The 20,682-nt window shown below is 59.5% G+C and carries 22 protein-coding genes and 1 riboswitch; of the genes, 9 read left to right on the forward strand and 13 right to left on the reverse strand.

Features of this window, described 5'->3' with window-relative positions:
• Nucleotides 1–248: 248 nt before the first annotated feature.
• From JFT63_RS14005 to JFT63_RS14020, 4 genes are all read right to left on the reverse strand, one after another.
• Nucleotides 249–1,613, reverse strand: a complete 1,365-nt coding sequence (locus JFT63_RS14005) for a DUF1329 domain-containing protein (protein WP_005784906.1) — start codon at nucleotides 1,611–1,613, stop codon at nucleotides 249–251.
• A 42-nt stretch (nucleotides 1,614–1,655) separates the two neighbouring features.
• Nucleotides 1,656–3,515, reverse strand: coding sequence for a DUF1302 domain-containing protein (locus JFT63_RS14010; RefSeq protein WP_198844174.1), 1,860 nt, complete (start codon nucleotides 3,513–3,515; stop codon nucleotides 1,656–1,658).
• Between the two features lie 332 nt (nucleotides 3,516–3,847).
• On the reverse strand, nucleotides 3,848–5,530 hold the full coding sequence (locus JFT63_RS14015) for a fatty acid--CoA ligase (RefSeq protein WP_198844175.1): 1,683 nt from the start codon (nucleotides 5,528–5,530) through the stop codon (nucleotides 3,848–3,850).
• A gap of 265 nt (nucleotides 5,531–5,795) precedes the next feature.
• A complete protein-coding gene (locus tag JFT63_RS14020; RefSeq protein WP_057701570.1) occupies nucleotides 5,796–6,428 on the reverse strand; it encodes a LysE family translocator in 633 nt (210 codons plus the stop codon).
• An 87-nt stretch (nucleotides 6,429–6,515) separates the two neighbouring features.
• Here JFT63_RS14020 and JFT63_RS14025 point away from each other — a divergent pair, with 87 nt between their 5' ends.
• The 3 genes from JFT63_RS14025 (at nucleotide 6,516) to JFT63_RS14035 (ending at nucleotide 9,352) form a co-directional block, all read left to right on the forward strand.
• Nucleotides 6,516–7,478, forward strand: a complete 963-nt coding sequence (locus JFT63_RS14025) for a 2-hydroxyacid dehydrogenase (protein ID WP_233102306.1) — start codon at nucleotides 6,516–6,518, stop codon at nucleotides 7,476–7,478.
• A 31-nt stretch (nucleotides 7,479–7,509) separates the two neighbouring features.
• The gene (locus JFT63_RS14030) at nucleotides 7,510–8,508 is read left to right on the forward strand and encodes a class I SAM-dependent methyltransferase (protein ID WP_198708268.1); all 999 of its coding nucleotides are present in this window, start codon (nucleotides 7,510–7,512) and stop codon (nucleotides 8,506–8,508) included.
• 50 nt (nucleotides 8,509–8,558) lie between these two features.
• Nucleotides 8,559–8,680: riboswitch (yybP-ykoY riboswitch) on the forward strand.
• An 87-nt stretch (nucleotides 8,681–8,767) separates the two neighbouring features.
• Nucleotides 8,768–9,352, forward strand: a complete 585-nt coding sequence (locus JFT63_RS14035) for a TMEM165/GDT1 family protein (RefSeq protein ID WP_005784895.1) — start codon at nucleotides 8,768–8,770, stop codon at nucleotides 9,350–9,352.
• Between the two features lie 122 nt (nucleotides 9,353–9,474).
• On the opposite strand, the gene JFT63_RS14040 is transcribed toward JFT63_RS14035, so the two are convergent.
• The 4 genes from JFT63_RS14040 to JFT63_RS14055 form a co-directional block, all read right to left on the reverse strand.
• Complete coding sequence (locus JFT63_RS14040; RefSeq protein WP_057701572.1) at nucleotides 9,475–10,293, reverse strand: M48 family metallopeptidase; 819 nt, start codon at nucleotides 10,291–10,293, stop codon at nucleotides 9,475–9,477.
• 109 nt (nucleotides 10,294–10,402) lie between these two features.
• A complete protein-coding gene (locus JFT63_RS14045; protein WP_057701573.1) occupies nucleotides 10,403–11,023 on the reverse strand; it encodes an SOS response-associated peptidase in 621 nt (206 codons plus the stop codon).
• A gap of 37 nt (nucleotides 11,024–11,060) precedes the next feature.
• On the reverse strand, nucleotides 11,061–11,321 hold the full coding sequence (locus tag JFT63_RS14050; protein ID WP_198708266.1) for a putative signal transducing protein: 261 nt from the start codon (nucleotides 11,319–11,321) through the stop codon (nucleotides 11,061–11,063).
• A gap of 12 nt (nucleotides 11,322–11,333) precedes the next feature.
• Nucleotides 11,334–11,516, reverse strand: coding sequence for a CPXCG motif-containing cysteine-rich protein (locus JFT63_RS14055; RefSeq protein ID WP_034126324.1), 183 nt, complete (start codon nucleotides 11,514–11,516; stop codon nucleotides 11,334–11,336).
• Between the two features lie 131 nt (nucleotides 11,517–11,647).
• Here JFT63_RS14055 and JFT63_RS14060 point away from each other — a divergent pair, with 131 nt between their 5' ends.
• Nucleotides 11,648–12,811, forward strand: coding sequence for a 1-acyl-sn-glycerol-3-phosphate acyltransferase (locus JFT63_RS14060; protein ID WP_194440139.1), 1,164 nt, complete (start codon nucleotides 11,648–11,650; stop codon nucleotides 12,809–12,811).
• A gap of 166 nt (nucleotides 12,812–12,977) precedes the next feature.
• On the opposite strand, the gene JFT63_RS14065 is transcribed toward JFT63_RS14060, so the two are convergent.
• Nucleotides 12,978–13,226, reverse strand: a complete 249-nt coding sequence (locus tag JFT63_RS14065) for a hypothetical protein (protein WP_057701576.1) — start codon at nucleotides 13,224–13,226, stop codon at nucleotides 12,978–12,980.
• A gap of 182 nt (nucleotides 13,227–13,408) precedes the next feature.
• Between JFT63_RS14065 and JFT63_RS14070 the strand changes: the two genes are divergently transcribed.
• The gene (locus JFT63_RS14070; RefSeq protein WP_057701577.1) at nucleotides 13,409–13,618 is read left to right on the forward strand and encodes a hypothetical protein; all 210 of its coding nucleotides are present in this window, start codon (nucleotides 13,409–13,411) and stop codon (nucleotides 13,616–13,618) included.
• Nucleotides 13,619–13,678: 60 nt separating this feature from the next.
• Here JFT63_RS14070 and JFT63_RS14075 read toward each other — a convergent pair whose 3' ends face one another.
• Nucleotides 13,679–14,263 carry a YajG family lipoprotein gene (locus JFT63_RS14075; RefSeq protein ID WP_043050774.1) on the reverse strand — a complete coding sequence of 195 codons (585 nt, stop codon included), beginning with the start codon at nucleotides 14,261–14,263 and terminating at the stop codon, nucleotides 13,679–13,681.
• Between the two features lie 182 nt (nucleotides 14,264–14,445).
• Here JFT63_RS14075 and JFT63_RS14080 point away from each other — a divergent pair, with 182 nt between their 5' ends.
• Nucleotides 14,446–14,679 (forward strand): hypothetical protein, encoded by a 234-nt coding sequence (locus tag JFT63_RS14080; RefSeq protein WP_198844176.1) that lies wholly within the window; start codon nucleotides 14,446–14,448, stop codon nucleotides 14,677–14,679.
• 727 nt (nucleotides 14,680–15,406) lie between these two features.
• Nucleotides 15,407–16,945 carry a malate dehydrogenase (quinone) gene (gene mqo, locus JFT63_RS14085; RefSeq protein WP_198844177.1) on the forward strand — a complete coding sequence of 513 codons (1,539 nt, stop codon included), beginning with the start codon at nucleotides 15,407–15,409 and terminating at the stop codon, nucleotides 16,943–16,945.
• A 102-nt stretch (nucleotides 16,946–17,047) separates the two neighbouring features.
• Here mqo and JFT63_RS14090 read toward each other — a convergent pair whose 3' ends face one another.
• The 3 genes from JFT63_RS14090 to JFT63_RS14100 all read right to left on the reverse strand — a co-directional run bounded on the left by JFT63_RS14090 (nucleotide 17,048) and on the right by JFT63_RS14100 (nucleotide 18,564).
• Nucleotides 17,048–17,335 (reverse strand): PA4642 family protein, encoded by a 288-nt coding sequence (locus JFT63_RS14090; RefSeq protein WP_043050771.1) that lies wholly within the window; start codon nucleotides 17,333–17,335, stop codon nucleotides 17,048–17,050.
• A gap of 200 nt (nucleotides 17,336–17,535) precedes the next feature.
• Complete coding sequence (locus JFT63_RS14095; protein ID WP_057701580.1) at nucleotides 17,536–18,003, reverse strand: WbuC family cupin fold metalloprotein; 468 nt, start codon at nucleotides 18,001–18,003, stop codon at nucleotides 17,536–17,538.
• A gap of 3 nt (nucleotides 18,004–18,006) precedes the next feature.
• Nucleotides 18,007–18,564 (reverse strand): hypoxanthine-guanine phosphoribosyltransferase, encoded by a 558-nt coding sequence (locus JFT63_RS14100; RefSeq protein WP_005784869.1) that lies wholly within the window; start codon nucleotides 18,562–18,564, stop codon nucleotides 18,007–18,009.
• 166 nt (nucleotides 18,565–18,730) lie between these two features.
• Between JFT63_RS14100 and upp the strand changes: the two genes are divergently transcribed.
• Together upp and JFT63_RS14110 are read left to right on the forward strand one after the other, a co-directional pair.
• Nucleotides 18,731–19,369: a uracil phosphoribosyltransferase gene (gene upp, locus JFT63_RS14105; protein ID WP_003188608.1), complete on the forward strand. Its 639-nt coding sequence runs from the start codon at nucleotides 18,731–18,733 to the stop codon at nucleotides 19,367–19,369.
• Nucleotides 19,370–19,371: 2 nt separating this feature from the next.
• Nucleotides 19,372–20,646: a uracil-xanthine permease family protein gene (locus JFT63_RS14110; RefSeq protein ID WP_057701581.1), complete on the forward strand. Its 1,275-nt coding sequence runs from the start codon at nucleotides 19,372–19,374 to the stop codon at nucleotides 20,644–20,646.
• Nucleotides 20,647–20,682 lie beyond the last annotated feature (36 nt).

Genomic DNA, 20,682 nt, shown 5'->3' on the forward strand with positions numbered 1-20,682 from the left:
GGGCTCTTGTAGAAGGCTGTTGTCGGCATTGCAGATGTCCGCAGACTAGCGGTAAAAGCGGCGGGATTGTAGATCTTTGCAACAAATGGCTGAAAAAGAACTGCGACAAGAAATATCCCAGAAGACACCACAAACAAAAAGTGGGAGGGGGCTTGCTCCCGATTGCGGTGGATCAGCCAACATAGTTATCGACTGTCGAGCCGCTATCGGGCGCAAGCCCCCTCCCACAGGGGATACATCAGCAGTGGTTAGCGAACACCGTCCTGGCGCAGGGCCGCTGGGGTGAAGTCGCTGGTGGTGGCGGTGAAGCCGAAGTCATAAGCCTGTTTCTCTTCGTTCTTCATGCCCAGGGCCAGGTAGCGGCCGGACTGCAGGTCGTAGAGGGTTTCCAGGGCGTACCACGGCACTTGTTTGTCGTAGTAGTTCTCGGCATGGGCCTCGGCGACGCGCCACAGTTGGCCACGGCCGTCGTAGTGGTCGATCACCGCCGCTTGCCAGGTGTCTTCGTCGATAAAGAAGTCACGCTTGGCGTAGATGTGGCGCTGGCCTTCCTTCAAGGTGGCGACCACGTGCCAGACGCGGCGCAGCTCGTAGCGCGCCAGATCCTGGTTGATGTGACCGGCCTTGATGATGTCGGCGTACTTGAGCTTCGGATCGTCGATCTTGTAGCTGTTGGAGGCGATGTATATTTCTTTCTTGCCTTCCAGCTTCCAGTCGTAGCGATCCGGCGCACCGTTGTACATGTCGAGGTTGTCGGAGGTACGCAGGCCATCGGCAGCAGTACCCGGCCCGTCATAGGACACTTGCGGTGCCCGACGCACACGGCGCTGGCCGGCGTTGTAGACCCATGCCGAACGCGGCTCCTTCACCTGGTCCAGGGTTTCGTGCACCAGCAGTACACCACCGGCCAGACGCGCCGGGGCGGTGACTTGCTGCTTGAAGTAGAACAGGATATTGCCCGGATTTTTCGGATCGAAATCCTTCATCTTGTCGCGGAACACGAACTGGTCGCGGAAGTACACCAGGCTGTAGGAGCCGTTGGTTTGCGGCGTAGCCTGGGTGACCAAACGGGTCACGCTGCCGCCGCGATAACGGGTGATGTGGTTCCAGATGACTTCAACGCCGGTTTTGGGAATCGGGAACGGCACGGCGGTCTCGAAGTTTTCCAAGCCATTGCCGCCGGACACCAGGTTGGTGGTGGTAGCGTTTTTCTTGATGGCGGCGAACACATCAGCCGGCACCGTGGCACCGCGATGAGTCGGGTAGACCGGCATCTTGAAGCTGTCGGGGTAACGCTTGAACATCGCGTACTGCCCTGGAGCCAGCTTGTCCTTGTACTGTTCGACGTTCTGCGCAGTGATGGTGAATTGGGGTTGTTCGCTGGCATACGGGTTGGCCAGGAAACCGCGGGCATCCACGGCACCTGCGTTGGTCGGCAAGGGTGACCATTTTGGGATGGTGCCGGCCGCGTTGCCCGCCATCTCGGCGCCCATCGGGGTCAGGGTAGTACCGAGCTTGGCAGCTTCATCCGCCGAGACTGCCGCCATGACGTTGCTCGCCAGGATCGACAGCCCAAGCACACCGACGTGCAACAGACTTTTAGTTATTTTCATACTCTGGTCTTCCTGAATACATGCCACTTGAAAAGAGTGTGCTTAGAAGTTGGCGCCGAAGCTCAAGGCGACAAAGTCGCGGTCATCCACGGTGCTGAACTTGCCACCAAAGAAGTTGGTGTACGCCAGGCTCGCGGTGTAGGTGTTCTGGTACTCGGCATCCAGGCCCAGGCTGACCGCCTTGCGACCCTCTTCAAAGTTGCCGCCAGGGCCTGGCGAGTAACCTTTGACGTCATGGGACCAGGCCACGTTAGGCTTGAGGTTCACGCCAGCGAACACGTCCGGGTATTCCCAGATGGCACGGGCACGGTAGCCCCAGGAAGTTGCCGTGGTGTAGCCGTCGTTGTTGCAGTTGGTGTTCAGGCCGGCAGCGTTGGGCAGGCCGGCGCCGTTGGCGGTGGAGTTGTTCAGCGCGTTGCAAAACCCACCCGGCAGCGTGCCTGGGCCGAATACCGGATCGCGGCCATAACGGGCCTGGGACTTGCTTTCCAGGCCACCCACATGGGTCACACCGATTTCACCCACAGTGGTCAGGCGACTGGCGCCCATCACTTGGTCGAAGAAATGCGTGAAGGTTGTCTGGAATTGGGTGACTTCCTTGCGGTTGTAGCCATGCAGGTCCTGGCCGGGCGAGCCCTTGAGCACCGAAGCATTGCCAAAGCCGGGAATCGGCGTGACACCGGCGAACAGAATGTCGGTGGTGCTCAACTGCACCGGCGCATTCGGCCGATAGCTCAATTCACCACTCCAGGCGGTGCCGGTAGGCAACGTGGTGGAGAAGCTCAAGCCGTAGAGGCGGATATCTTCCGGGTACTCGACGAAGTAGTTCGAGCTGCCCGCCACGATCAGCGGACGCAATGCTCCCAGCGGGCCCAGTGGACGGGTATAGGCCGCCGACGGCGCGCCCTGTGCACTGAAAATCGGCGCACGGCTGTGGTAGTTCATGAAGTAGGCACCGAACTCGGTGTCCAGCGGTTCGAAGTTATAGTGCATGGCCACGCCGAACTGGCCGCTGTCACGGGCATCACGGTCCGGCCCACGGCGCACCAGTACGCCCTCGTTGTTGACGTCCACGCCCAGGGCACCCAGGGTCGGCAGTGCCGCGCCGGGAATGGTCGAGCGCTTGTTCAGCACCCGCAGGTTATTGCTGCAACCATCGGAAATCACGTCCGGCTGCGAGAAGAAGGTGCCGCAGTTATCGGTGACGGTCTGGTCCCATTCCAGTTGGTAAAACGCCTCGGCCGACAGGTTGTCGGTGAGCGTCTGGGACACGTAGAACATGTTGACCGGAATCAGGCCCTCCTTGATCTCGGCCCCCGGACGACGAAACGCTGACACGTCGATCGGGTTGATGGAGTTGATGCCGCCACCGATGAAGGTGCTTTCGCCCCAGCTCACCACCTGCTTGCCGAAACGCACCGAACCCGGGGCATCGGCAATCGAGTAGTTGTGGTAGACGAACGCATCGAGAATCTGCCCGCCCGAAGACTTGGCGCCTTCTTTGCGGTTGTTGTCGCTGATGTCCTTGAACTGACGGCTTTCGTCCTTGAGCTCAAAGTCGTACCAGTACTTGCCACGCACAAACACGCCGGTGTCGCCGTACTTCAGTTCCAGGTCATGGATGCCCTTGAAGATCTTCGAGAACGTCTCGCCGCGCTTGAAGTTCAAGTGGCCGTCATCGGAGGTCTGGGACAGGCCCTTGCCGCCATTGTTGGCGCCAATCAGATCACGATTGGGCTTGGCCGTAGACCAGCTCGCGCCCACCGAAAGCGAGGAGTCAAAGCTCCCTTCGATTTCACCGATGTTGAAACTGACGCCGAATGCAGGCCCGGCGAGCGTAGAAGCGAGACTGACGGCCAGGGGCAGTCTTGCCCGGCGCCAGAACTGGTTTACTTGGGTCATCGACGCTACTCCATGTGCATATTTTATTGTTATGGCAGTGAGCCCTTTCTTCAGATGTAACGGCCGGGATACAACGATTCCAATGCCGAACCGCAACCGAGCCTCCATGGCTCGACGCGCAACATCCGCGAAAAACTCTGAAAGGGACTATAGCCAGAGGGGGGTAGTGCTTGATCCCTCTAAAGTGTGATTTGCATCACCAACCTGTCTGCCACAACCCTTTCGCCACGCCGACGAAGGTCGACGCGGGAAGGATGGCTGAAATTCGGCAAATCACAAGTAGAGGCTTGAGATAGAGCATTGCCGCGCCCGAAAGGGCGCGGCGAGGGGCATTAAAGCGTAGACAGGAACGTGCTGTTGTTGGCTTGCCATTCGATGATGTCGATACGGATACGTTTTTTGTCGAGCTTTCCTACACTGGTCTTGGGAATTTCAGTAACAACCGCGATCTGGCTTGGAATCGCCCATTTGCTCAAATGCCCAAGTTCAACGAAAGGTTTGAGGTGCTCCTTGAGCTCCCGCGCGCCAATCACATGGCCCTCATGCACCACCAGCAAGGCGAATGGGCGCTCGCCCCATTGCGGATCGGCGATGCCCACCACTGCTACCTCGCGTACCGCCGGGTGGCGGCTGACCAGGTCTTCAAGGGCCAGGGACGAGATCCACTCGCCACCGGTTTTGATCACATCCTTGATGCGATCGCGGATATCAATCACGCCGAACGCATCCAGCGTGGCCACATCGCCGGTGTGCATCCAGCCGCCCGCCCACAGTTCGGCGCCCTTTTGCGGTTCGTTGTAGTAACCCTCGGTCAGCCAGGGTGCGCGCAGCACCAGTTCGCCCTGGGTTTCGCCGTCGGCGGGGAGAAAATTGCCGTCGGTGTCCATGATTGCCGCCTCAACCAACGGCCCGGGCACACCGGCCTTGATGCGGTAGGTGGTGCGTTCGTCTTCGCTACCAGCCATCAACTCCTCATTGAGGTGCGCGCAGGACACCAGCGGCCCGGTCTCGGACATGCCATACGCGGCGGTCAATTGAATGCCGCGGGCCTTGGCGGCTTCGTACAGCGAACGGTTGAGCGCGCTGCCGCCAATGACGATTTTCCACCCAGCAAAATCCACACCCTGGGCAGCCTTGGCGTTAAGCACCATTTGCAGAATGGTCGGCACACAATGCGAGAACGTGACGTTCTCCTCGCGCCACAGCTGCACCAGGTATTCCGGGTCGTAGCGCCCCGGGTAGACCTGCTTCAAGCCGAGCATGGTCGCCACATACGGCAAGCCCCAGGCGTGTACATGGAACATCGGCGTGATCGGCATATATACATCGTTGGTGCCCAGCAGGCGCACGCTGTCGACGCTGCCCATGATGGTCGCCACGCCGATGGTGTGCAGCATCAGTTGGCGGTGGGTGAAATACACGCCTTTGGGGTTGCCGGTGGTACCGGTGGTGTAGAAGGTGGTGGCGACGGAGTTTTCGTCGAAGTCCTGGAAGTCGTATTGGGGGCTGGCGGCGGCCAGCAGGGTTTCGTATTCGCCGACCAGGTTGGGTAACTCTGCGGTCCTGGTGTCACCATCGGTAATCAACAAGGTCTTGTCGACGGTAGTGAGTTGCCCGGCAATCGCCTGGTAAAGCCCCACGAACTCACTGTTGACCAGCACAAAGCGATCTTCGGCGTGGTTCATGGTGTAGAGAATCTGTTCCGGTGACAGGCGCACGTTGATGGTGTGGATAACCGCGCCGATCATCGGAATGGCGAACATGCATTCCAGGTAACGGTGGCTGTCCCAATCCATCACCGCCACGGTATCACCGGCCTTGACCCCGGCTTCGGTCAGCACATTCGCCAGGCGCGCAACGCGCTCGATCAGCGTCGGGTAGGTGTAGCGCAGCTTGTCACGGTAGATGATCTCCCGGGTCTTCTCATAGCGAGTCCCGGACATCAGCAGGCGCTTGATCAGCAGCGGGTATTGGTACGCACCTTCGGCGGGCGGGATGACACGGGTCTGCAACATACGAATCCCTTTAATGACTGCGCGGTCTTGGCTTTAAGACCTGCACTGTAGAGGGCTTATGTTTCAGCCAAATCAGCCAAAGGAATGATTTGCAGAACTCAGCAAATGCTAGCTTTGCGCCAGTATCCGCGGCTTAGGGAAGACCCATGTGGGAGGGGGCTTGCCCCCGATAGCAGGGTGTCAGTCAGCTTATGTAGGGCTGACACACCGCTATCGGGAGCAAGCCCCCTCCCACATTTGAGCTGTGTACCCTTGAGAAAATTGATTACTTCATGCTGGTAAACGCCAGCTTCACCCCAATCGCAATCAACACCGCGCCCATGGTCCGATCAAACCAGTGGCCCATCTTCGCAAACCCGGCACGTACGCGTTGCTGGCTGAACAACATGGCCACCAGGCAAAACCACAGGGCCGTGGCCACCGCCAGGTACACACCGTAACCAGCCTGTACCGCCAGCGGCGTGTGGGGGTTGATCACCACGGTGAACAGCGAGAGGAAGAACAACGTGGCCTTGGGGTTCAAGCCATTGGTCACAAAGCCTGCGGTAAACGCGCCGCGTGGGGTGCGCTCGCCCGCTTCACGGTGCAACTCGCCCTCGGCGGTGGGCTTGGCCGGCTGCGCACGCAGGGCCTTGAAGCCGATATACAGCAGGTACGCCGCGGCAGCCCATTTGAGCGCATTGAACAACACGATGGACTGGGACACGATCAAACCGATCCCCAACAGCGAATAACCCACATGCACGAAAATCGCCGTGCCGACGCCCAGGGCCGTCCAGGTGCCGGCGCGGCGCCCGTGGGTCACGCTCTCACGGACCACCACGGCGAAATCCGGGCCGGGGCTGGCCACCGCCAACAAGTGAATCAAGGCTACGGTCAAAAACTCGGCGACGTACATGCTCACTCCATTAAGTAACTGATTATTTCATCTGATAGGCTCGGAAGATTACGCCTTCGAACCTCGTCGCAAAAGGTACAGTTGATCATGAACAATCGCCGCGCCGTCTTCCTCGACCACCCTTCGCTGGACTTGGGCGACCTTGACCTCAGCGATTTGCGTGACTGCTTCAGCGAGCTGCAGTTGTTTGAACAGACCACGGCGCAGAATGTGCTGGAACGCTTGCAGGGCGCTCAAGTTGCGATCAGCAACAAAATCCCGCTCACGGCGCAAAACCTGGCGGCCTGCCCCAAGCTCAAGCTGATCCTGGTATCGGCCACCGGCACCAACAATATCGACCTTGAAGCCGCTCGCGCCCATGGCATCACCGTGAGCAACTGCCAGGGTTACGGCACGCCGTCGGTGGCCCAGCACACGATCATGCTGCTGCTCAACCTCGCCACGCGTCTGAAGGACTACCAACAGGATGTAGCCGCCGGTAAATGGCAGCAGGCCAGGCAGTTCTGCCTGCTGGACCATCCAATCGTCGAACTGGAAGGCAAAACCCTCGGCCTGCTCGGCCATGGCGAACTGGGCAGTGCCGTGGCGCGTCTGGCCGAAGCCTTTGGTATGCGTGTGGTGCTCGGCGCAATTCCCGGGCGCCCGGCCCGCGCCGACCGCGTGCCACTGGATGAACTGCTGGCCCAGGTCGATGCGCTGACCTTGCATTGCCCGCTCAATGAACACACCCGCGACTTTATCGGCGCCCGTGAACTGGCGCTGCTCAAGCCCGGCGCGTTTATCGTCAACACCGCACGCGGTGGCTTGATCAACGAACAGGCCTTGGCGGACGCGTTGCGCAGCGGGCATTTGGGTGGCGCGGCGACCGACGTGTTGAGTGTGGAGCCGCCGGTCAATGGTAACCCGCTGCTGGCCGGCGACATTCCTCGCTTGATTGTCACGCCCCACAACGCCTGGGGCAGTCGCGAAGCGCGGCAACGGATCGTCGGCCAACTGACGGAAAACGCCCGAGGCTTTTTCAGCGGTGCCCCGCTGCGCGTCGTCAGTTGATAAACTGCGCCCCTTTTTCAAGGAGCAGACCATGGATCCGCGCAGTGAAGTACTGCTTCGCCAGGCCGAACTTTTTCAAGGCAACCTGCTGCTGGTAGGTCTGCCTGCCGACGATTTGCTCGGGCGCCTGCCCAACGCCCATGGCTGGTGTTGGCACGCCGGCGACCAGGCGGCGCTTGATGCGCGGTTTCCCGAGCGCAGCCAGTTCGGGGTAAATGTGCCCGAGCGTGCCTTTGATGCGGCGGTGATCTTCCTGCCCAAGTCCAAGGACCTCACCCACTACCTGCTCAATGCCGTGGCCGCACGCCTGCCTGGCGCCGAGTTGTTTCTGGTGGGTGAGAAAAAAGGTGGCATCGAAAGCGCCGCCAAGCAGATGAGCCCTCTGGGCAAGCCACGCAAGCTGGATAACGCGCGGCATTGCCAGCTGTGGCAAGTCACCGTCGCCAATGCTCCGCAAGCCGTGGAGCTGGAAAGCCTGGCGCAGGTTTTCGACGTACCGCTGGCCGAAGGCCCGCTGAAGGTGGTGAGCCTTCCGGGCGTGTTCAGCCATGGCCGCCTGGACCGCGGCACCGAGTTGCTGCTGGAGCATCTGGACAAACTGCCAAGCGGGCACCTGCTCGACTTCGGTTGCGGCGCCGGGGTACTGGGGGCTGCGGTCAAGCGTCGCTACCCGCATAACACCGTGACCATGCTGGATGTGGATGCCTTTGCGGCGGCCAGCAGTCGGCTGACGCTGGCGGCGAACGGGCTGGAAGCCGAGGTGCTGACCGGTGATGGAATCGATGCCGCACCGATGGGTTTGAACGCGATTTTGAGCAACCCTCCGTTCCATGTCGGGGTGCACACCGATTATTTCGCCACGGAGAACTTGCTGCGAAAAGCGGCCAAACATCTGGCAAAAGGCGGCGAACTGCGCCTGGTCGCCAACAGCTTTCTGAAGTACCAGCCGCTGATCGAAGAGCATTTGGGTATCTGCGCGATCAAGGCCGAAGGCAATGGTTTTCGTATCTACCGCGCCAAGCGCCCCTGAAGGACATTTGAAAAAGAAGGCTTGCCGAATGGGTTTTGCCTAGGCAGAATCCGCAGCGTCCTAGGGGAGTAGTCTCCCACGAGCGCCATGCTCGTCCGGCATACGTCAACATACTTGGTCAGCAGATCATGGCGTATGCGACCCAGGAGTCCGCACAGACGGACCGGGGTTTGACAAGACCTATGACACGCACACCTTACCCGGGGCGGGAAGGCTGTACGTGTCATAGCCGTGTCGACCCGCCCCTGGAAACTACCTGATGCTGGATTCACTACTCGTTCCTACTGCAATCGTTGCCTTGGCCGAAATCGGCGACAAGACGCAACTGCTCGCGCTCATTCTTGCTGCCCGCTTTCGCAAGCCCTGGCCAATCATCGCCGGCATCGTCGCCGCGACCCTGGCCAACCATGCGGCGGCCGGCGCCGTGGGGGCCTGGTTCGGGAGTTTCTTCTCGGATGCGGTGCTTCACTGGATTCTTGCGGCGAGCTTCTGTGCCACGGCACTCTGGACCCTGGTGCCGGACAAGCTCGATGATGACGAAGCCAGCACCACACGCAAGTTCGGGCCATTCCTGACCACGCTGATTGCCTTTTTCCTTGCGGAAATCGGTGACAAGACCCAGATCGCCACGGTCATGCTGGCCGCGCAGTATCCGGAGTTGTGGCTGGTGATTATCGGCACCACCCTGGGCATGTTGATTGCCAACGTACCGGTGGTTCTAGCGGGGAATTTCGCCGCGGAGAAACTGCCGCTGACCTTGATTCGTCGATTGGCGGCTACGGCGTTTTTTGTGCTGGCAATCGTGGCGGTCTACAAAGCCATGCAAAGCAGTGGCTGGATCTAGTTTGCCTTGATGCCTGTAGGAGCGAGTTTGCTCGCAAGAAACGTCAACGATAACGCGTGCTGCTTGAATAACGCGGCGCCGGTGAGTTTTTCGCGAGCAAGCTCGCTCCTACACAGCGCCCATCAGGATTTTTTGGCCTGCTGGTACAGCGGCATTACCTTCGGAATCGCGGCCTGCAACGAAGCGATCCGGCTGTCGGAAGCCGGGTGAGTGCTCATGAACTCCGGCGGTGCGCCTTCGGAAGCCTTGGCCATTTTATTCCACAGCGTGATCGCCGCGTTCGGGTTATAGCCGGCACGCGCAGAAAGCTCCAGGCCGATCAGGTCGGCTTCGTTTTCGTTGCTGCGGCTGTTGGGCAAGGTCATGCCATAGTTGGCCACGGTATCGGCCAGTGCCAGGCTGTCCTGGCCAAGACCGAACAGTGCCCCGGCGCCCTGCTTGGCCATCTCGATACCGTATGCCTTGGACATCGCTTCACGACCATGTTCACGCAGGGCGTGGGCAATTTCATGGCCCATCACTGCAGCCAACTCATCGTCGGTGAGCTTGAGGTTGTCGATCAACGCGCTATACACCAGGATCTTGCCGCCAGGCCCGCAGTTGGCGTTCATCTCGTCGCTTTTGATGAGGTTCACTTCCCAGTTCCACTGGGCGGCGTCCGCGCGAAAGGTCGGCGCCTGAGCGATCAGGCGCTTGGCGATGGCCTGCACACGCTTGGCGTTGGCGCTGGTCTTGTCCAGAACGCCTTTGCCACTGGCTTCACCCAGAGTCTGCTGGTAGGACTGGGCATACATCTGGTCGACTTCCTGGCTCGACAACATGCTGAACATGTATTGCTTGCGCTCAACCCCAACGGCTCCGCCGCTGGTCGTGTTGACCGACTGGCAACCCGCCAGCAACATCGCTGCAACCAAACCGCTTACCGCCAATGACTTCTTCATGAACACGCTCCCTGAAAACATGGCGCGTATCGTAGGCGGTCGTTGGTATTGGCGCCAGATACATCAGACATTTAACCGCTGATTTTCGGATACATCCCACAGTGCAGGCTCAAGCCGGGGTCAGGCACTCCGGCCCATTGAGCTTTGGATCATTGACCATATTGGCCAGCACGCGCTCACGCAAAGCGCTGGGCTCACCCGCCAGCAACCCTTGCAGCACCTGCAACGGCGTCTCGGGATCGAGCCAGGCGGCCTGCCCCGCCGCATCAAGAATCAATGGCCGACGTTGGCTTTGCGCCGCCTGGGTGACCACCGCGGTACTCAGCCACACCTGTTCCTGCACGGGATACGCTTCCCAGATCGCAGCAAAAAATAAGGTAGAACCCTCCCCCGGCGTCAACCAATACGGGCGCTTGCGCTGGGTGCCGCGCCATTCGTAGAAACCGTTGGCCGGCAGCAGGCAGCGGCGCTGGCGGAACGCTTCACGGAACATCGGTTGTTCGGCCAGGGTTTCGGCGCGGGCATGGGCTGGGGTGCGCGACATGTCTGTCAGCCAGGGCGGCGTAAGACCCCAACGGGCACGCGCCAGGGTGAGCTGGCCTTCGCTCAGGCGCTGGATCAGTACCGAATCATTCGGGGAAATGTTCCACTGGGCCTGCTGGTCGGCGGGGAAGCCCGGCAAGGCAGCAAAGGCAGGGTTCCAGCGAAACAGGGCATAACGTCCACACATGGGGCAACACGACTCTTGGGGTAAACCGACAGACAGCCTAACAGACCAGTACGTCGGGGAAGCTGTCGGGTTCGTCGCCGGGCAACGGTTGCGCGCCAATATAGGCAGTAATCAGCTCTCGGGCATCAGCCGCCTGATCGTTATCGACCTCCAGCCCCAGCAAGCCGAAGATTGGCAACTCGCCGGTACCACCGAGCAAGTGACGCCCCACCAGGTGCGCCTCGATGCCTTCACTGGCAAGCATCTGCTGCAGCAACTCGCCCTCCATCAGGTTTTCCGGTTCGTAGATTCGCTGCATGGGGCTTACCTGCTATTCATTTTCGCTGCGGGTTTCAAGCATCCACTCTTCACCATGAACTTGCAGGTCGAACGTGATCGGCCGGCAACACACTTGGCAGTCTTCTATATAGGTCTGGTCCCCGCCAGACAAATCCACGGTTGTCTCGACCGCTTCGCCACAATAAGGACAATCGTACAGCGCAGTTTCCAGCATCGCAGTCTCCCAGGTGACTTGTGCGTATAATCGCCGGTCTATTTACAGGGCTATTCCGGCAGAGCCAGTTTACTCACGCCGCCCCTGCTATTTCCTTTACTTACCCTAGCCGTTTCTAACAAGAGAGCATGATGGGCGAATTCGATACCATCCGACCTTACAACGACAGCGAAGTCCCGGCAGTGCTGGCGCGTCTGTTCAGTGACAAGGCCTTTCTGGACATCCTGACCCACTTTCGCTTCCCGCGCTTTGCCGGCGCCCTGGGCTGGTTGCTCAAGCCGATGATCGCGCGCAAATTGCGCCGTGAGTTTGCCGGCGTCACCACCGTGGCGACGCTGCAAGACAAAGTCGAGTACTACGTCGACCACACCATTGACCGGGCGACCGACGGCGTGACCTACACCGGCGTCGAGCAGCTCAAATCCGGCACTGCCTATCTGTTTCTGGCCAACCACCGCGACATCGTGATGGACCCGGCCTTCGTCAACTATGCCGTTTATCACGCAGGCCTGCCGACACCACGCATCGCCATCGGTGACAACCTGCTGCAAAAGCCGTTTGTCAGCGACCTGATGCGCCTGAACAAGAGCTTCATCGTGCACCGTTCGATCACCGGGCGAAAGGAGAAGATGGCGGCCTACAACCTGCTGTCGGCCTATATCAACCACTCGATCCGCAACGACTGCCAGTCGATCTGGATCGCCCAGGCCGAAGGCCGGGCCAAGGATGGTGATGACCGTACCGAATCGGCAATCCTCAAAATGTTCCACGTCAGCCGCAAGGACGAGCCGTTTGCCGAGGTCATTCAGTCGTTGAACCTGACGCCGGTGTCCATCAGCTACGAGTACGACCCTTGCGATGCCGCCAAGGCCCGCGAGCTGTACATCCGCGCCACCACCGGCACCTACACCAAGGCGCCGGGCGAGGACGACGTGAGCATTGCCCTGGGTATCACCGGCTACAAAGGCCGGGTGCACGTGAACTTTGCGCCACCGATTACCGAGCGCTTCGAAGATACCAAGCTGCTGGCAGTGGAAATGGATCGGCAGATCCTCGGTGGCTACCGCTTGTTCCCGGTGCATTACCTGGCGTACGCGCAGTGGGATGATGCCGATCCGCAGTTGCAAGTGCCTAAAGCCGCCGAAGTATTTCCGGCCGATGAGTTGGCCAAGGCGAAAGCTGAATGGGAGCGGCGCCTGAACGAATGCCCGGCCGAGCACCGGCCTTATCTGGTGGTGCAGTATGCGACGCCGGTACGCAATCAGTATCGGGTCAAGGCCGGGATCCCCCTGTAATATGTGACCCTACAGGGGATATGTGGCAGGCGCTGATTCTACGGGCAGTACATGACCAGTGTGGGAGCTGGCTCGCCTGCGATAGCAGTGGTTCAGTTAAAGATTCAGTGGCTGATACACCGCCTTGGCGGGTGAGCCCGCTCCCACATTTGGTTTTGCAGTGAAATTAGAAATGGGTGCTGAGCCAGGAGATTGCCAGGGCCAGGCCAAGGCAGCCGAACCCGACGCGGTAAGCCTGGCGATGCGCCCGTTCAGTGTGCGTATCCAGAAAGAGCATCGGCTGGTCGATAGCGCGCTCTTCGCTGCGCATGGCCAGATCGGCCATCGCACGTTGCGCATGCAAGCGGGTGATGAACAGCACCAGGGCGCCCGAGCAGGCAACCAACAGGGCAATAGCATTGATGAGCAGCGCCATCGCAAACCTCGGCGAATCAGTATTCGGATATCAGCCCAGATACCAACCTGAACGATAGTCGCCTCCTGCGCCGTTAATGCTCCTTCTCCGTTGACGGTTAATGTATCCAGTAATTTACAGCGTCACCTGAACGTCACCTTAACAAGCCACTCTGTTGCCCTTCGACGCTTGAGGAGCTTGTCATGTTGCATGCGCAAAACCAGGATCGGCTGTATCTGATCGCCCAAAGCGATGAGCAAGAGGCGCTGGTCGGCAGCCTTGCGTTCAACGTTCAGGACCGCCATTGGCTGGTGTATTGCGCCCTCGGCGGGCACCAACATGCCGACCTGCCGGAGCTGGATTTTCTCACCGGCGTGAGCATGCTGGACTTTTATGTCGATACGGCCGCCTGACCAAACTACAGGCACAAAAAAACCGGGCTCAGTGATGAGCCCGGTTTTTTTATAACCGGCTTATTGCGCGCTGAGCAGTTGACCGATGCTTGGGTCCTTGAACAGGCGGGTCAAGGCATCACTGAGCACATCACTGACCAATTTAGTGTTGGTTTCCTGGTTGGGCGACATGCCAAAGCGCTGGTTCAGCGAAGCAGCGTAGCGACCACTGTAGCGACGGGTACCGGCGCTGACGTCAGACTTGAAGGTCGCGCCGATGGAGGCTTCGGTCACATACAGCCCCTCTTTGGGCGATTGGTACTTCAGCTCGGCCAGGGTCACGGTCAGTTGCGGCACACCTGGCGAGTTGGTCGGCGTAAAGCCCAGCAAACGCACAGCAGCTTCAGCCTGGGCCTGCAGCTTGGGCAGCACATCCTGGCCGGTCACCGAAATCAGTGCGGTCTCCGGGTACAGGCCGCCACGCGAGCCCAGGGTCGGCGACGGACGCCCGTCGACCACGCGTACCGAGACCGGCTGGCCATGGCCTACCGCAGCCAACGGCGCAGTGACTTTAGGTTGCGGGCTGAGTTGTTGCGGGCTGTTGGCGCAGCCAACCAGGGTCAAACTGGTCACAGTGATCAAACCGAACAACAGGCGTTGCAACATACTCATTTCTCCAGGACTAGGTGCAGACAGGTCGCCAGTATAACGGTGCACGCACGCCACTCACCAGCAATCCTGAACGGTGGCTGAAGCCACGGGCAAATTACAAATTCGCATAAATTGGTCACCGCAGTGTCATGCCACACTGGCACTCTTCAAGCATGTAACACACCAGGTACACAGCCATGCGCCTTCTCAAGACCCTGTTCATGTCACACGCCCGTCATCGCCACTTTGCCCTGCTCGACGCCCAGGGCCATTGCCAGGCATTCAAGCAATGCAGCCTGCCGCCCGTCGGTGAAGGTTGGGTTGAAGTGACCGAGACTCACCTTGGCTGGATGCACCGGCCCCTGCCGGCCAGCGCCCGGGTCAGCCCGCAGGTTTTTCGCGCACGACATCGGCAAGCGTTGGCCTCCTGACCGGGACCCGAATAAAAGTCATAAAACACGCCCATTTCCTTGGCGTTCTTCGCTACAATCTCCCCCCGATTATAAGGACGTCTCCTGATCGGGCCCCGCAGCATCGTTAATGCCCAGGCATTAACCCCCAAATCGCCCACAGAGAGCCGCCCACACAGATCGAGTGAAGCTGGCGTGCTTGCTGTTTCCTTTGCAAACCACCCCGCCTTTTATCGAATCTGCCAGAGCTGCCGTTGCGCTCGGCCACTTGTGTTGTTTGCCCGTTTTGCCGCGTGTCGGCAGAGGTTTACGGGCCAGGTGCCAGGCTGGGGCAGCCCTTTTTTGAGGTTCACGTCTTCAAAAGAGCGTGAAAAAACGGGTTTTCACAACTTCACAAGAGTGTGGCGAGCAAATGAATAGTTTGGCGTTTGTACAAGCACCATCAGCGTCTGGGTCAGCCCAATTACACAGGATCGAGCCTTCCTCAAAAACCGGAGCTTGAGCCTGTCCGCTACGGATTGGTTGCACGAATCGCACGCTTTGACCATAAGTCGAATTGCCACAGGCGCCCATGAATGCGTTCATAGGCAGATTAGCCCGGCAGGAAGCGTGTGCTGAAGTTGCAAAGAATTGCGAAACGGACATGGCGATCCTGGCCATGGGTAACCTGGGGCAACACGTGAACCGCCCCGTCACTCCTGGCAGCCATGCCGTCAATTTGGTGCTGCAGATTTTGGAGACGCGTTAAATGGCGCATAACGAAGCAGTCGACGTAGTTCTGGTAGGGGCCGGCATCATGAGTGCCACCCTGGCCGTACTGCTCAAAGAGCTCGACCCCGGCCTCACGCTGGAAGTCGTTGAGCTGATGGATTCGGGTGCCGCGGAGAGTTCCAACCCGTGGAACAACGCCGGTACCGGCCATGCCGGGCTGTGTGAGCTGAACTACACGCCGCAGGCCGCCGATGGTTCCATCGATATCAAGAAAGCCGTGCACATCAACACCCAGTTCGAGGTGTCGAAGCAGTTTTGGGCTTACCTGACCAAGAAAGGCACCTTTGGCTCGTCCAGGTCGTTCATCAGCCCGGTCCCGCACCTGAGCTTCGTGCAGGGCGACAAAGGCGTGTCCTTCCTCAAGAAGCGCTTTGAGACCCTCAGCCAGCACCACGCGTTTTCGGATATGCATTACACCGAAGACCGCAGTGAGATGGCCGAGTGGATGCCGCTAATGATGCCGGGCCGCCCGCTCGACGAAAAAATCGCCGCTACCCGCGTGATGAACGGCACCGACGTCAACTTCGGTGCCCTGACCAATCAGTTGCTCAGCCACCTGACCAGCTCTGCGGATGCCCAGGTCAAGTACTGCAAGCGCGTCACCGGCCTCAAGCGCAACGGCGCCGGCTGGACCGTGAGCATCAAGGACGTTAACAGCGGCAACAGCCGCGAAGTGGACGCCAAGTTCGTGTTCCTTGGCGCAGGTGGCGCGGCTCTGCCGCTGCTGCAAGCCTCGGGCATCGAAGAGAGCAAAGGCTTCGGCGGCTTCCCGGTCAGTGGCCAGTGGCTGCGTTGCGACAACCCGGAAGTGGTCAAGCAGCACCAGGCCAAGGTTTACAGCCAGGCCGCCGTGGGCTCGCCGCCCATGTCCGTGCCGCACCTGGACACCCGCGTAGTGGATGGCAAGAAATCCCTGCTGTTCGGGCCATACGCAGGCTTTACCACCAAGTTCCTCAAACACGGCTCGTTCCTTGACCTGCCGATGTCGATTCGCGCCGGCAACATCGGCCCGATGCTGGCCGTGGCCCGCGACAACATGGACCTGACCAAGTACCTGGTCAGCGAAGTACGCCAGTCCATGGAACAGCGCCTGGAATCCCTGCGTCGCTTCTACCCCGAGGCGAAAGCCGAAGACTGGCGCCTGGAAGTGGCCGGCCAGCGGGTGCAGATCATCAAGAAAGACCCGAAAAAAGGCGGCGTGCTGCAGTTCGGCACCGAACTGGTCGCGGCCAAGGACGGTTCGCTTGCGGCGCTGTTGGGCGCGTCTCCTGGTGCTTCGGTCACCGTTTCGATCATGCTGGAGCTGATCGAGCGCTGCTTCCCGGAGAAAACTGCCGGTGAATGGGCGAGCAAGCTGCACGAGATCTTCCCGGCGCGGGAAAAGGTTCTGGAGACGGACGCCGAGCTGTATCGCAAGATCAACACGCAAAACAACATCAGCCTTGAGCTGGTGGACCCTGTAGGAGCGAGCTCGCTCGCGAAAAACGTCAACGATAACGCAGCGCAAGTGGATTAACGCGTCGCTCTCAGGCTCTTCGCGAGCAAGCTCGCGCCTACCGTTAAAAGCGAAACGCCCCGGCCTCTCATGAGGCCGGGGCGTTTTTTGTGGCTCGGATAATCAGCCGCGGGCTTTGTCGATCAGCTCGATGTATTCGGCGGCGTTGCGCTGGTCCTTGATCAGGTCGACAAAGGTCTGGCCATGCTCATCCTGGCCATCCAGGTCCAGGCCTGCTTCTTTGAAAAAGCCCAGGAAACGCTCGAAATCGTCGATACGCAGGCCGCGATAGGCCTTGATCAGTTTGTGCAGGGACGGTGAAGTCGCATCAACCGGCTCAAAGTCCAGGAACAACTTGATTTGGTCGTCACCGATTTCGTCGCCAATCACCTGTTTCTTATCTTTACGCATTACCGACTCCAGCCTGCAGACATTTACACGGGGCTAGAAGTCTACCTGCGCGACGCAGTATGTGGGAGGGGCTTGCCCTAATACCTGTAGGAGCGAGCTTGCTCGCGAAAAGCTCTAAGGCGCCGCGTTCATTCAGGAAGCACGCGTTATCGTTGACGTTTTTCGCGAGCAAGCTCGCTCCTACATTTGGATGTCAGTGTTCAATCGAACTGGGCAAGCATCCAGCGGTGATACTCCGCCATCCCCACCTCGCCTTCACGAGGCGCCCAGCTTGCCAGTTCGCCATCGCCAACAGGACGATAAGGGCCTGCTTTGCATTCAAACATGATGCTGTCTGGCTCCAGCACCACCAGGCCATGAAAAACGCCGGGCGACAGGTCGACGCCCTGGCATTCCCCGCCCGCTTCCAACACACGCTTGCTGAGCAGTTCGCCGGTCTCGCTGAAAATCAGGATTCCCAGACGCCCTTTGAGCACCAGCAAGGTCTCGGCCTTATCGGCGCTCAGGTGACGATGAGGCTGCACATAGGTGCTGGGCTGCAAGCCGACTGCCATGCGATGACAAGGCTCTTGCATCTCATGGAAGTTGACGTTCTGACGCCCACGGGGGTTGGCGGCCGCTTTCTCGGCCAATTCGGCAAACAGAGTCTGATCAAGAAAGCGGGCCATCGATTACATTCCTTTAACGGCAAAGATGCCATTGGCGTTACGCCAGTAGCCTTTGTAGTCCATGCCATAACCAAAGATATAGCGGTCGACGCACGGCAGACCCACAAAATCGGCTTTCAGTTCAGGACGGGCTTTGCGGTCGTGGTCTTTATCGATCAGCACAGCGGTGTGCACTTTGCGCGCGCCGGCATGTTTGCAGAAATCAATGATCGCCCCCAGGGTATGACCTTCATCGAGGATGTCGTCGATGATCAGCACATCGCGATCGATGAACGAAACTTCCGGCTTGGCCTTCCAGAACAGGTCGCCGCCACTGGTTTCGTTGCGATAACGGGTGGCGTGCAGGTATGAGGCTTCCAGTGGGAATTGCAGGTGGGTCAGCAATTTACCGGCGAAGATCAGACCACCGTTCATCACGCAAAAGACCACCGGATTGGTGTCGGCCATTTCGCGAGTGATGTGCTCGCCGACCTTGGCGATTGCTGCTTCGACCTGCGCTTCGGTGTACAGGCAGTCAGCCTCGTGCATGATTTGACGGATATGCTCGAGATCAGCAGACATGGCGCTCTCCAAGGGGGGGTGCTGTGGCAAGAAAAGCGGGCGAAGGTACGCTTCTCGTGCGCTCCAATCAAGCCTTTATGGACTAACGTACTTGATGTCTATAGGACAACACCCTCGGATAGATTAATCTAGGCCGGTTTTTTTGCCCGCCGCCGGAGCCTTTCCCATGCCCACTCGCGAGATCCGCCACCCGCTGATCCGACACAAACTCGGCCTTATGCGCCGTGCCGACATTAGCACGAAGAATTTCCGTGAGCTTGCTCAGGAAGTCGGAGCGCTGCTGACTTACGAAGCCACCAAGGATTTACCCCTGGAAACCTACGAGATCCCCGGTTGGGCCGGTCCCGTACAAGTGGAGAAAATCGCCGGTAAGAAAATTACCGTCGTGCCTATCCTGCGTGCCGGTATCGGTATGCTCGAAGGTGTACTCAGCCTGATCCCGGGCGCCAAGGTCAGCGCCGTGGGCGTTGCCCGCAATGAAGAAACACTGCAGGCCCACACCTACCTGGAAAAGCTTGTTCCGGAAATCAACGAGCGCCTGGCCATGATCATCGACCCGATGCTCGCCACTGGCAGTTCCATGGTTGCGACCATCGACCTGCTGAAAAAAGCCGGTTGCCGGGACATTCGCGCCATGGTGCTGGTGGCTGCGCCCGAAGGCATCGCCGCCGTCGAGAAGGCCCACCCGGATGTGCAGATCTACACCGCATCCATCGATGAGCGCCTGAATGAACACGGCTACATCATCCCGGGCCTTGGCGATGCCGGTGACAAGATCTTCGGCACCAAGCAGAAGGACGCGTGAACATGCAGGATGAATTCAACGACCCGCTTTGGCGCCAGATCCTGTCTGGCGCACAGATGCTCTTCGTAGCATTTGGCGCGCTGGTGTTGATGCCGCTGATCACAGGTCTTGATCCAAACGTCGCACTGTTCACCGCCGGCCTGGGCACCTTGCTGTTCCAGGTGGTGACAGGGCGGCAGGTGCCGGTATTTTTGGCATCAAGCTTCGCGTTTATCACTCCGATCATCCTCGCCAAGGGCCAATTCGGCCTGGCGGCGACCATGGGTGGGGTGATGGCAGCCGGCTTCGTCTATACGTTCCTGGGCCTGGCCGTGAAGGTCAAGGGCACCGGTTTTATCGACCGGCTGCTGCCACCGGTGGTCATCGGCCCCGTGATCATCTCGATCGGCCTGGCCATGGCGCCGATTGCGGCCAATATGGCCATGGGCAAATCCGGCGACGGCGCCGAGTTGATCCATTACCAGACGGCGATGCTGATCTCGATGCCCGCACTGCTGACCACCTTGATCGTGGCCGTGTTCGGCAAAGGCATTTTCCGCCTGGTGCCGATCATCTCCGGCGTGCTGGTGGGTTTTGCCATGTCGTTCTACTTTGGCGTGGTCGACACGGCAAAGATCGCGGCTGCGCCGTGGTTCGCCCTACCCCACTTCACTGCACCTGAGTTCAACTGGCAGGCGATCCTGTTTATCGTCCCGGTGGCCCTGGCCCCGGCGATCGAACATATCGGCGGCGTGATTGCGGTGGGCAGCGTGACCGGTCGCGACTACCTGAAAAAGCCTGGCCTGCACCGCACTTTGCTGGGTGACGGTATCGCCACCACGGCTGCCGGCATGTTTGGCGGCCCGCCGAACACCACCTACGCCGAGGTGACCGGCGCCGTGATGCTGACCAAGAACTACAACCCGAAAATCATGACCTGGGCGGCAGTGTTTGCCATCAGCCTGGCGTTTATCGGCAAGTTCGGCGCACTGCTGCAGAGCATCCCCGTGCCGGTGATGGGCGGGATTCTATGCCTGCTGTTCGGCTCGATTGCCGCAGTGGGGATGAACACGCTGATTCGCCACAAGATCGACCTGGGTGAAGCACGCAACCTGGTGATTGTGTCGGTAACGTTGGTGTTCGGGATTGGCGGTGTGCTGGTGGGTACCGGCACCGGCCCGGATGATTTCGGCCTCAAGGGCATCGCCCTGTGCGCCGTGGTGGCGATAGGTTTGAACCTGCTGCTGCCAGGTAATGATGGCTGGAAGAACAAGAAGCCGGATGAGCCGCTGATCTAAGCCTCCAGTTTTCTGGTGTAGCTGGTGACCTCATTG

The sequence above is a fragment of the Pseudomonas sp. MF7453 genome, from assembly GCF_016405455.1.
Classification (GTDB): Bacteria; Pseudomonadota; Gammaproteobacteria; order Pseudomonadales; family Pseudomonadaceae; genus Aquipseudomonas; species Aquipseudomonas paralactis.

Coding starts and splice junctions, on each gene's coding strand:
- JFT63_RS14005 (WP_005784906.1), bottom strand. CDS start 1,613: ATGAAAATAACTAAAAGTCTGTTGCACGTCGGTGTGCTTGGGCTGTCG.
- JFT63_RS14010 (WP_198844174.1), bottom strand. CDS start 3,515: ATGACCCAAGTAAACCAGTTCTGGCGCCGGGCAAGACTGCCCCTGGCC.
- JFT63_RS14015 (WP_198844175.1), bottom strand. CDS start 5,530: ATGTTGCAGACCCGTGTCATCCCGCCCGCCGAAGGTGCGTACCAATAC.
- JFT63_RS14020 (WP_057701570.1), bottom strand. CDS start 6,428: ATGTACGTCGCCGAGTTTTTGACCGTAGCCTTGATTCACTTGTTGGCG.
- JFT63_RS14025 (WP_233102306.1), top strand. CDS start 6,516: ATGAACAATCGCCGCGCCGTCTTCCTCGACCACCCTTCGCTGGACTTG.
- JFT63_RS14030 (WP_198708268.1), top strand. CDS start 7,510: ATGGATCCGCGCAGTGAAGTACTGCTTCGCCAGGCCGAACTTTTTCAA.
- JFT63_RS14035 (WP_005784895.1), top strand. CDS start 8,768: ATGCTGGATTCACTACTCGTTCCTACTGCAATCGTTGCCTTGGCCGAA.
- JFT63_RS14040 (WP_057701572.1), bottom strand. CDS start 10,293: ATGAAGAAGTCATTGGCGGTAAGCGGTTTGGTTGCAGCGATGTTGCTG.
- JFT63_RS14045 (WP_057701573.1), bottom strand. CDS start 11,023: ATGTGTGGACGTTATGCCCTGTTTCGCTGGAACCCTGCCTTTGCTGCC.
- JFT63_RS14050 (WP_198708266.1), bottom strand. CDS start 11,321: ATGCAGCGAATCTACGAACCGGAAAACCTGATGGAGGGCGAGTTGCTG.
- JFT63_RS14055 (WP_034126324.1), bottom strand. CDS start 11,516: ATGCTGGAAACTGCGCTGTACGATTGTCCTTATTGTGGCGAAGCGGTC.
- JFT63_RS14060 (WP_194440139.1), top strand. CDS start 11,648: ATGGGCGAATTCGATACCATCCGACCTTACAACGACAGCGAAGTCCCG.
- JFT63_RS14065 (WP_057701576.1), bottom strand. CDS start 13,226: ATGGCGCTGCTCATCAATGCTATTGCCCTGTTGGTTGCCTGCTCGGGC.
- JFT63_RS14070 (WP_057701577.1), top strand. CDS start 13,409: ATGTTGCATGCGCAAAACCAGGATCGGCTGTATCTGATCGCCCAAAGC.
- JFT63_RS14075 (WP_043050774.1), bottom strand. CDS start 14,263: ATGTTGCAACGCCTGTTGTTCGGTTTGATCACTGTGACCAGTTTGACC.
- JFT63_RS14080 (WP_198844176.1), top strand. CDS start 14,446: ATGCGCCTTCTCAAGACCCTGTTCATGTCACACGCCCGTCATCGCCAC.
- mqo (WP_198844177.1), top strand. CDS start 15,407: ATGGCGCATAACGAAGCAGTCGACGTAGTTCTGGTAGGGGCCGGCATC.
- JFT63_RS14090 (WP_043050771.1), bottom strand. CDS start 17,335: ATGCGTAAAGATAAGAAACAGGTGATTGGCGACGAAATCGGTGACGAC.
- JFT63_RS14095 (WP_057701580.1), bottom strand. CDS start 18,003: ATGGCCCGCTTTCTTGATCAGACTCTGTTTGCCGAATTGGCCGAGAAA.
- JFT63_RS14100 (WP_005784869.1), bottom strand. CDS start 18,564: ATGTCTGCTGATCTCGAGCATATCCGTCAAATCATGCACGAGGCTGAC.
- upp (WP_003188608.1), top strand. CDS start 18,731: ATGCCCACTCGCGAGATCCGCCACCCGCTGATCCGACACAAACTCGGC.
- JFT63_RS14110 (WP_057701581.1), top strand. CDS start 19,372: ATGCAGGATGAATTCAACGACCCGCTTTGGCGCCAGATCCTGTCTGGC.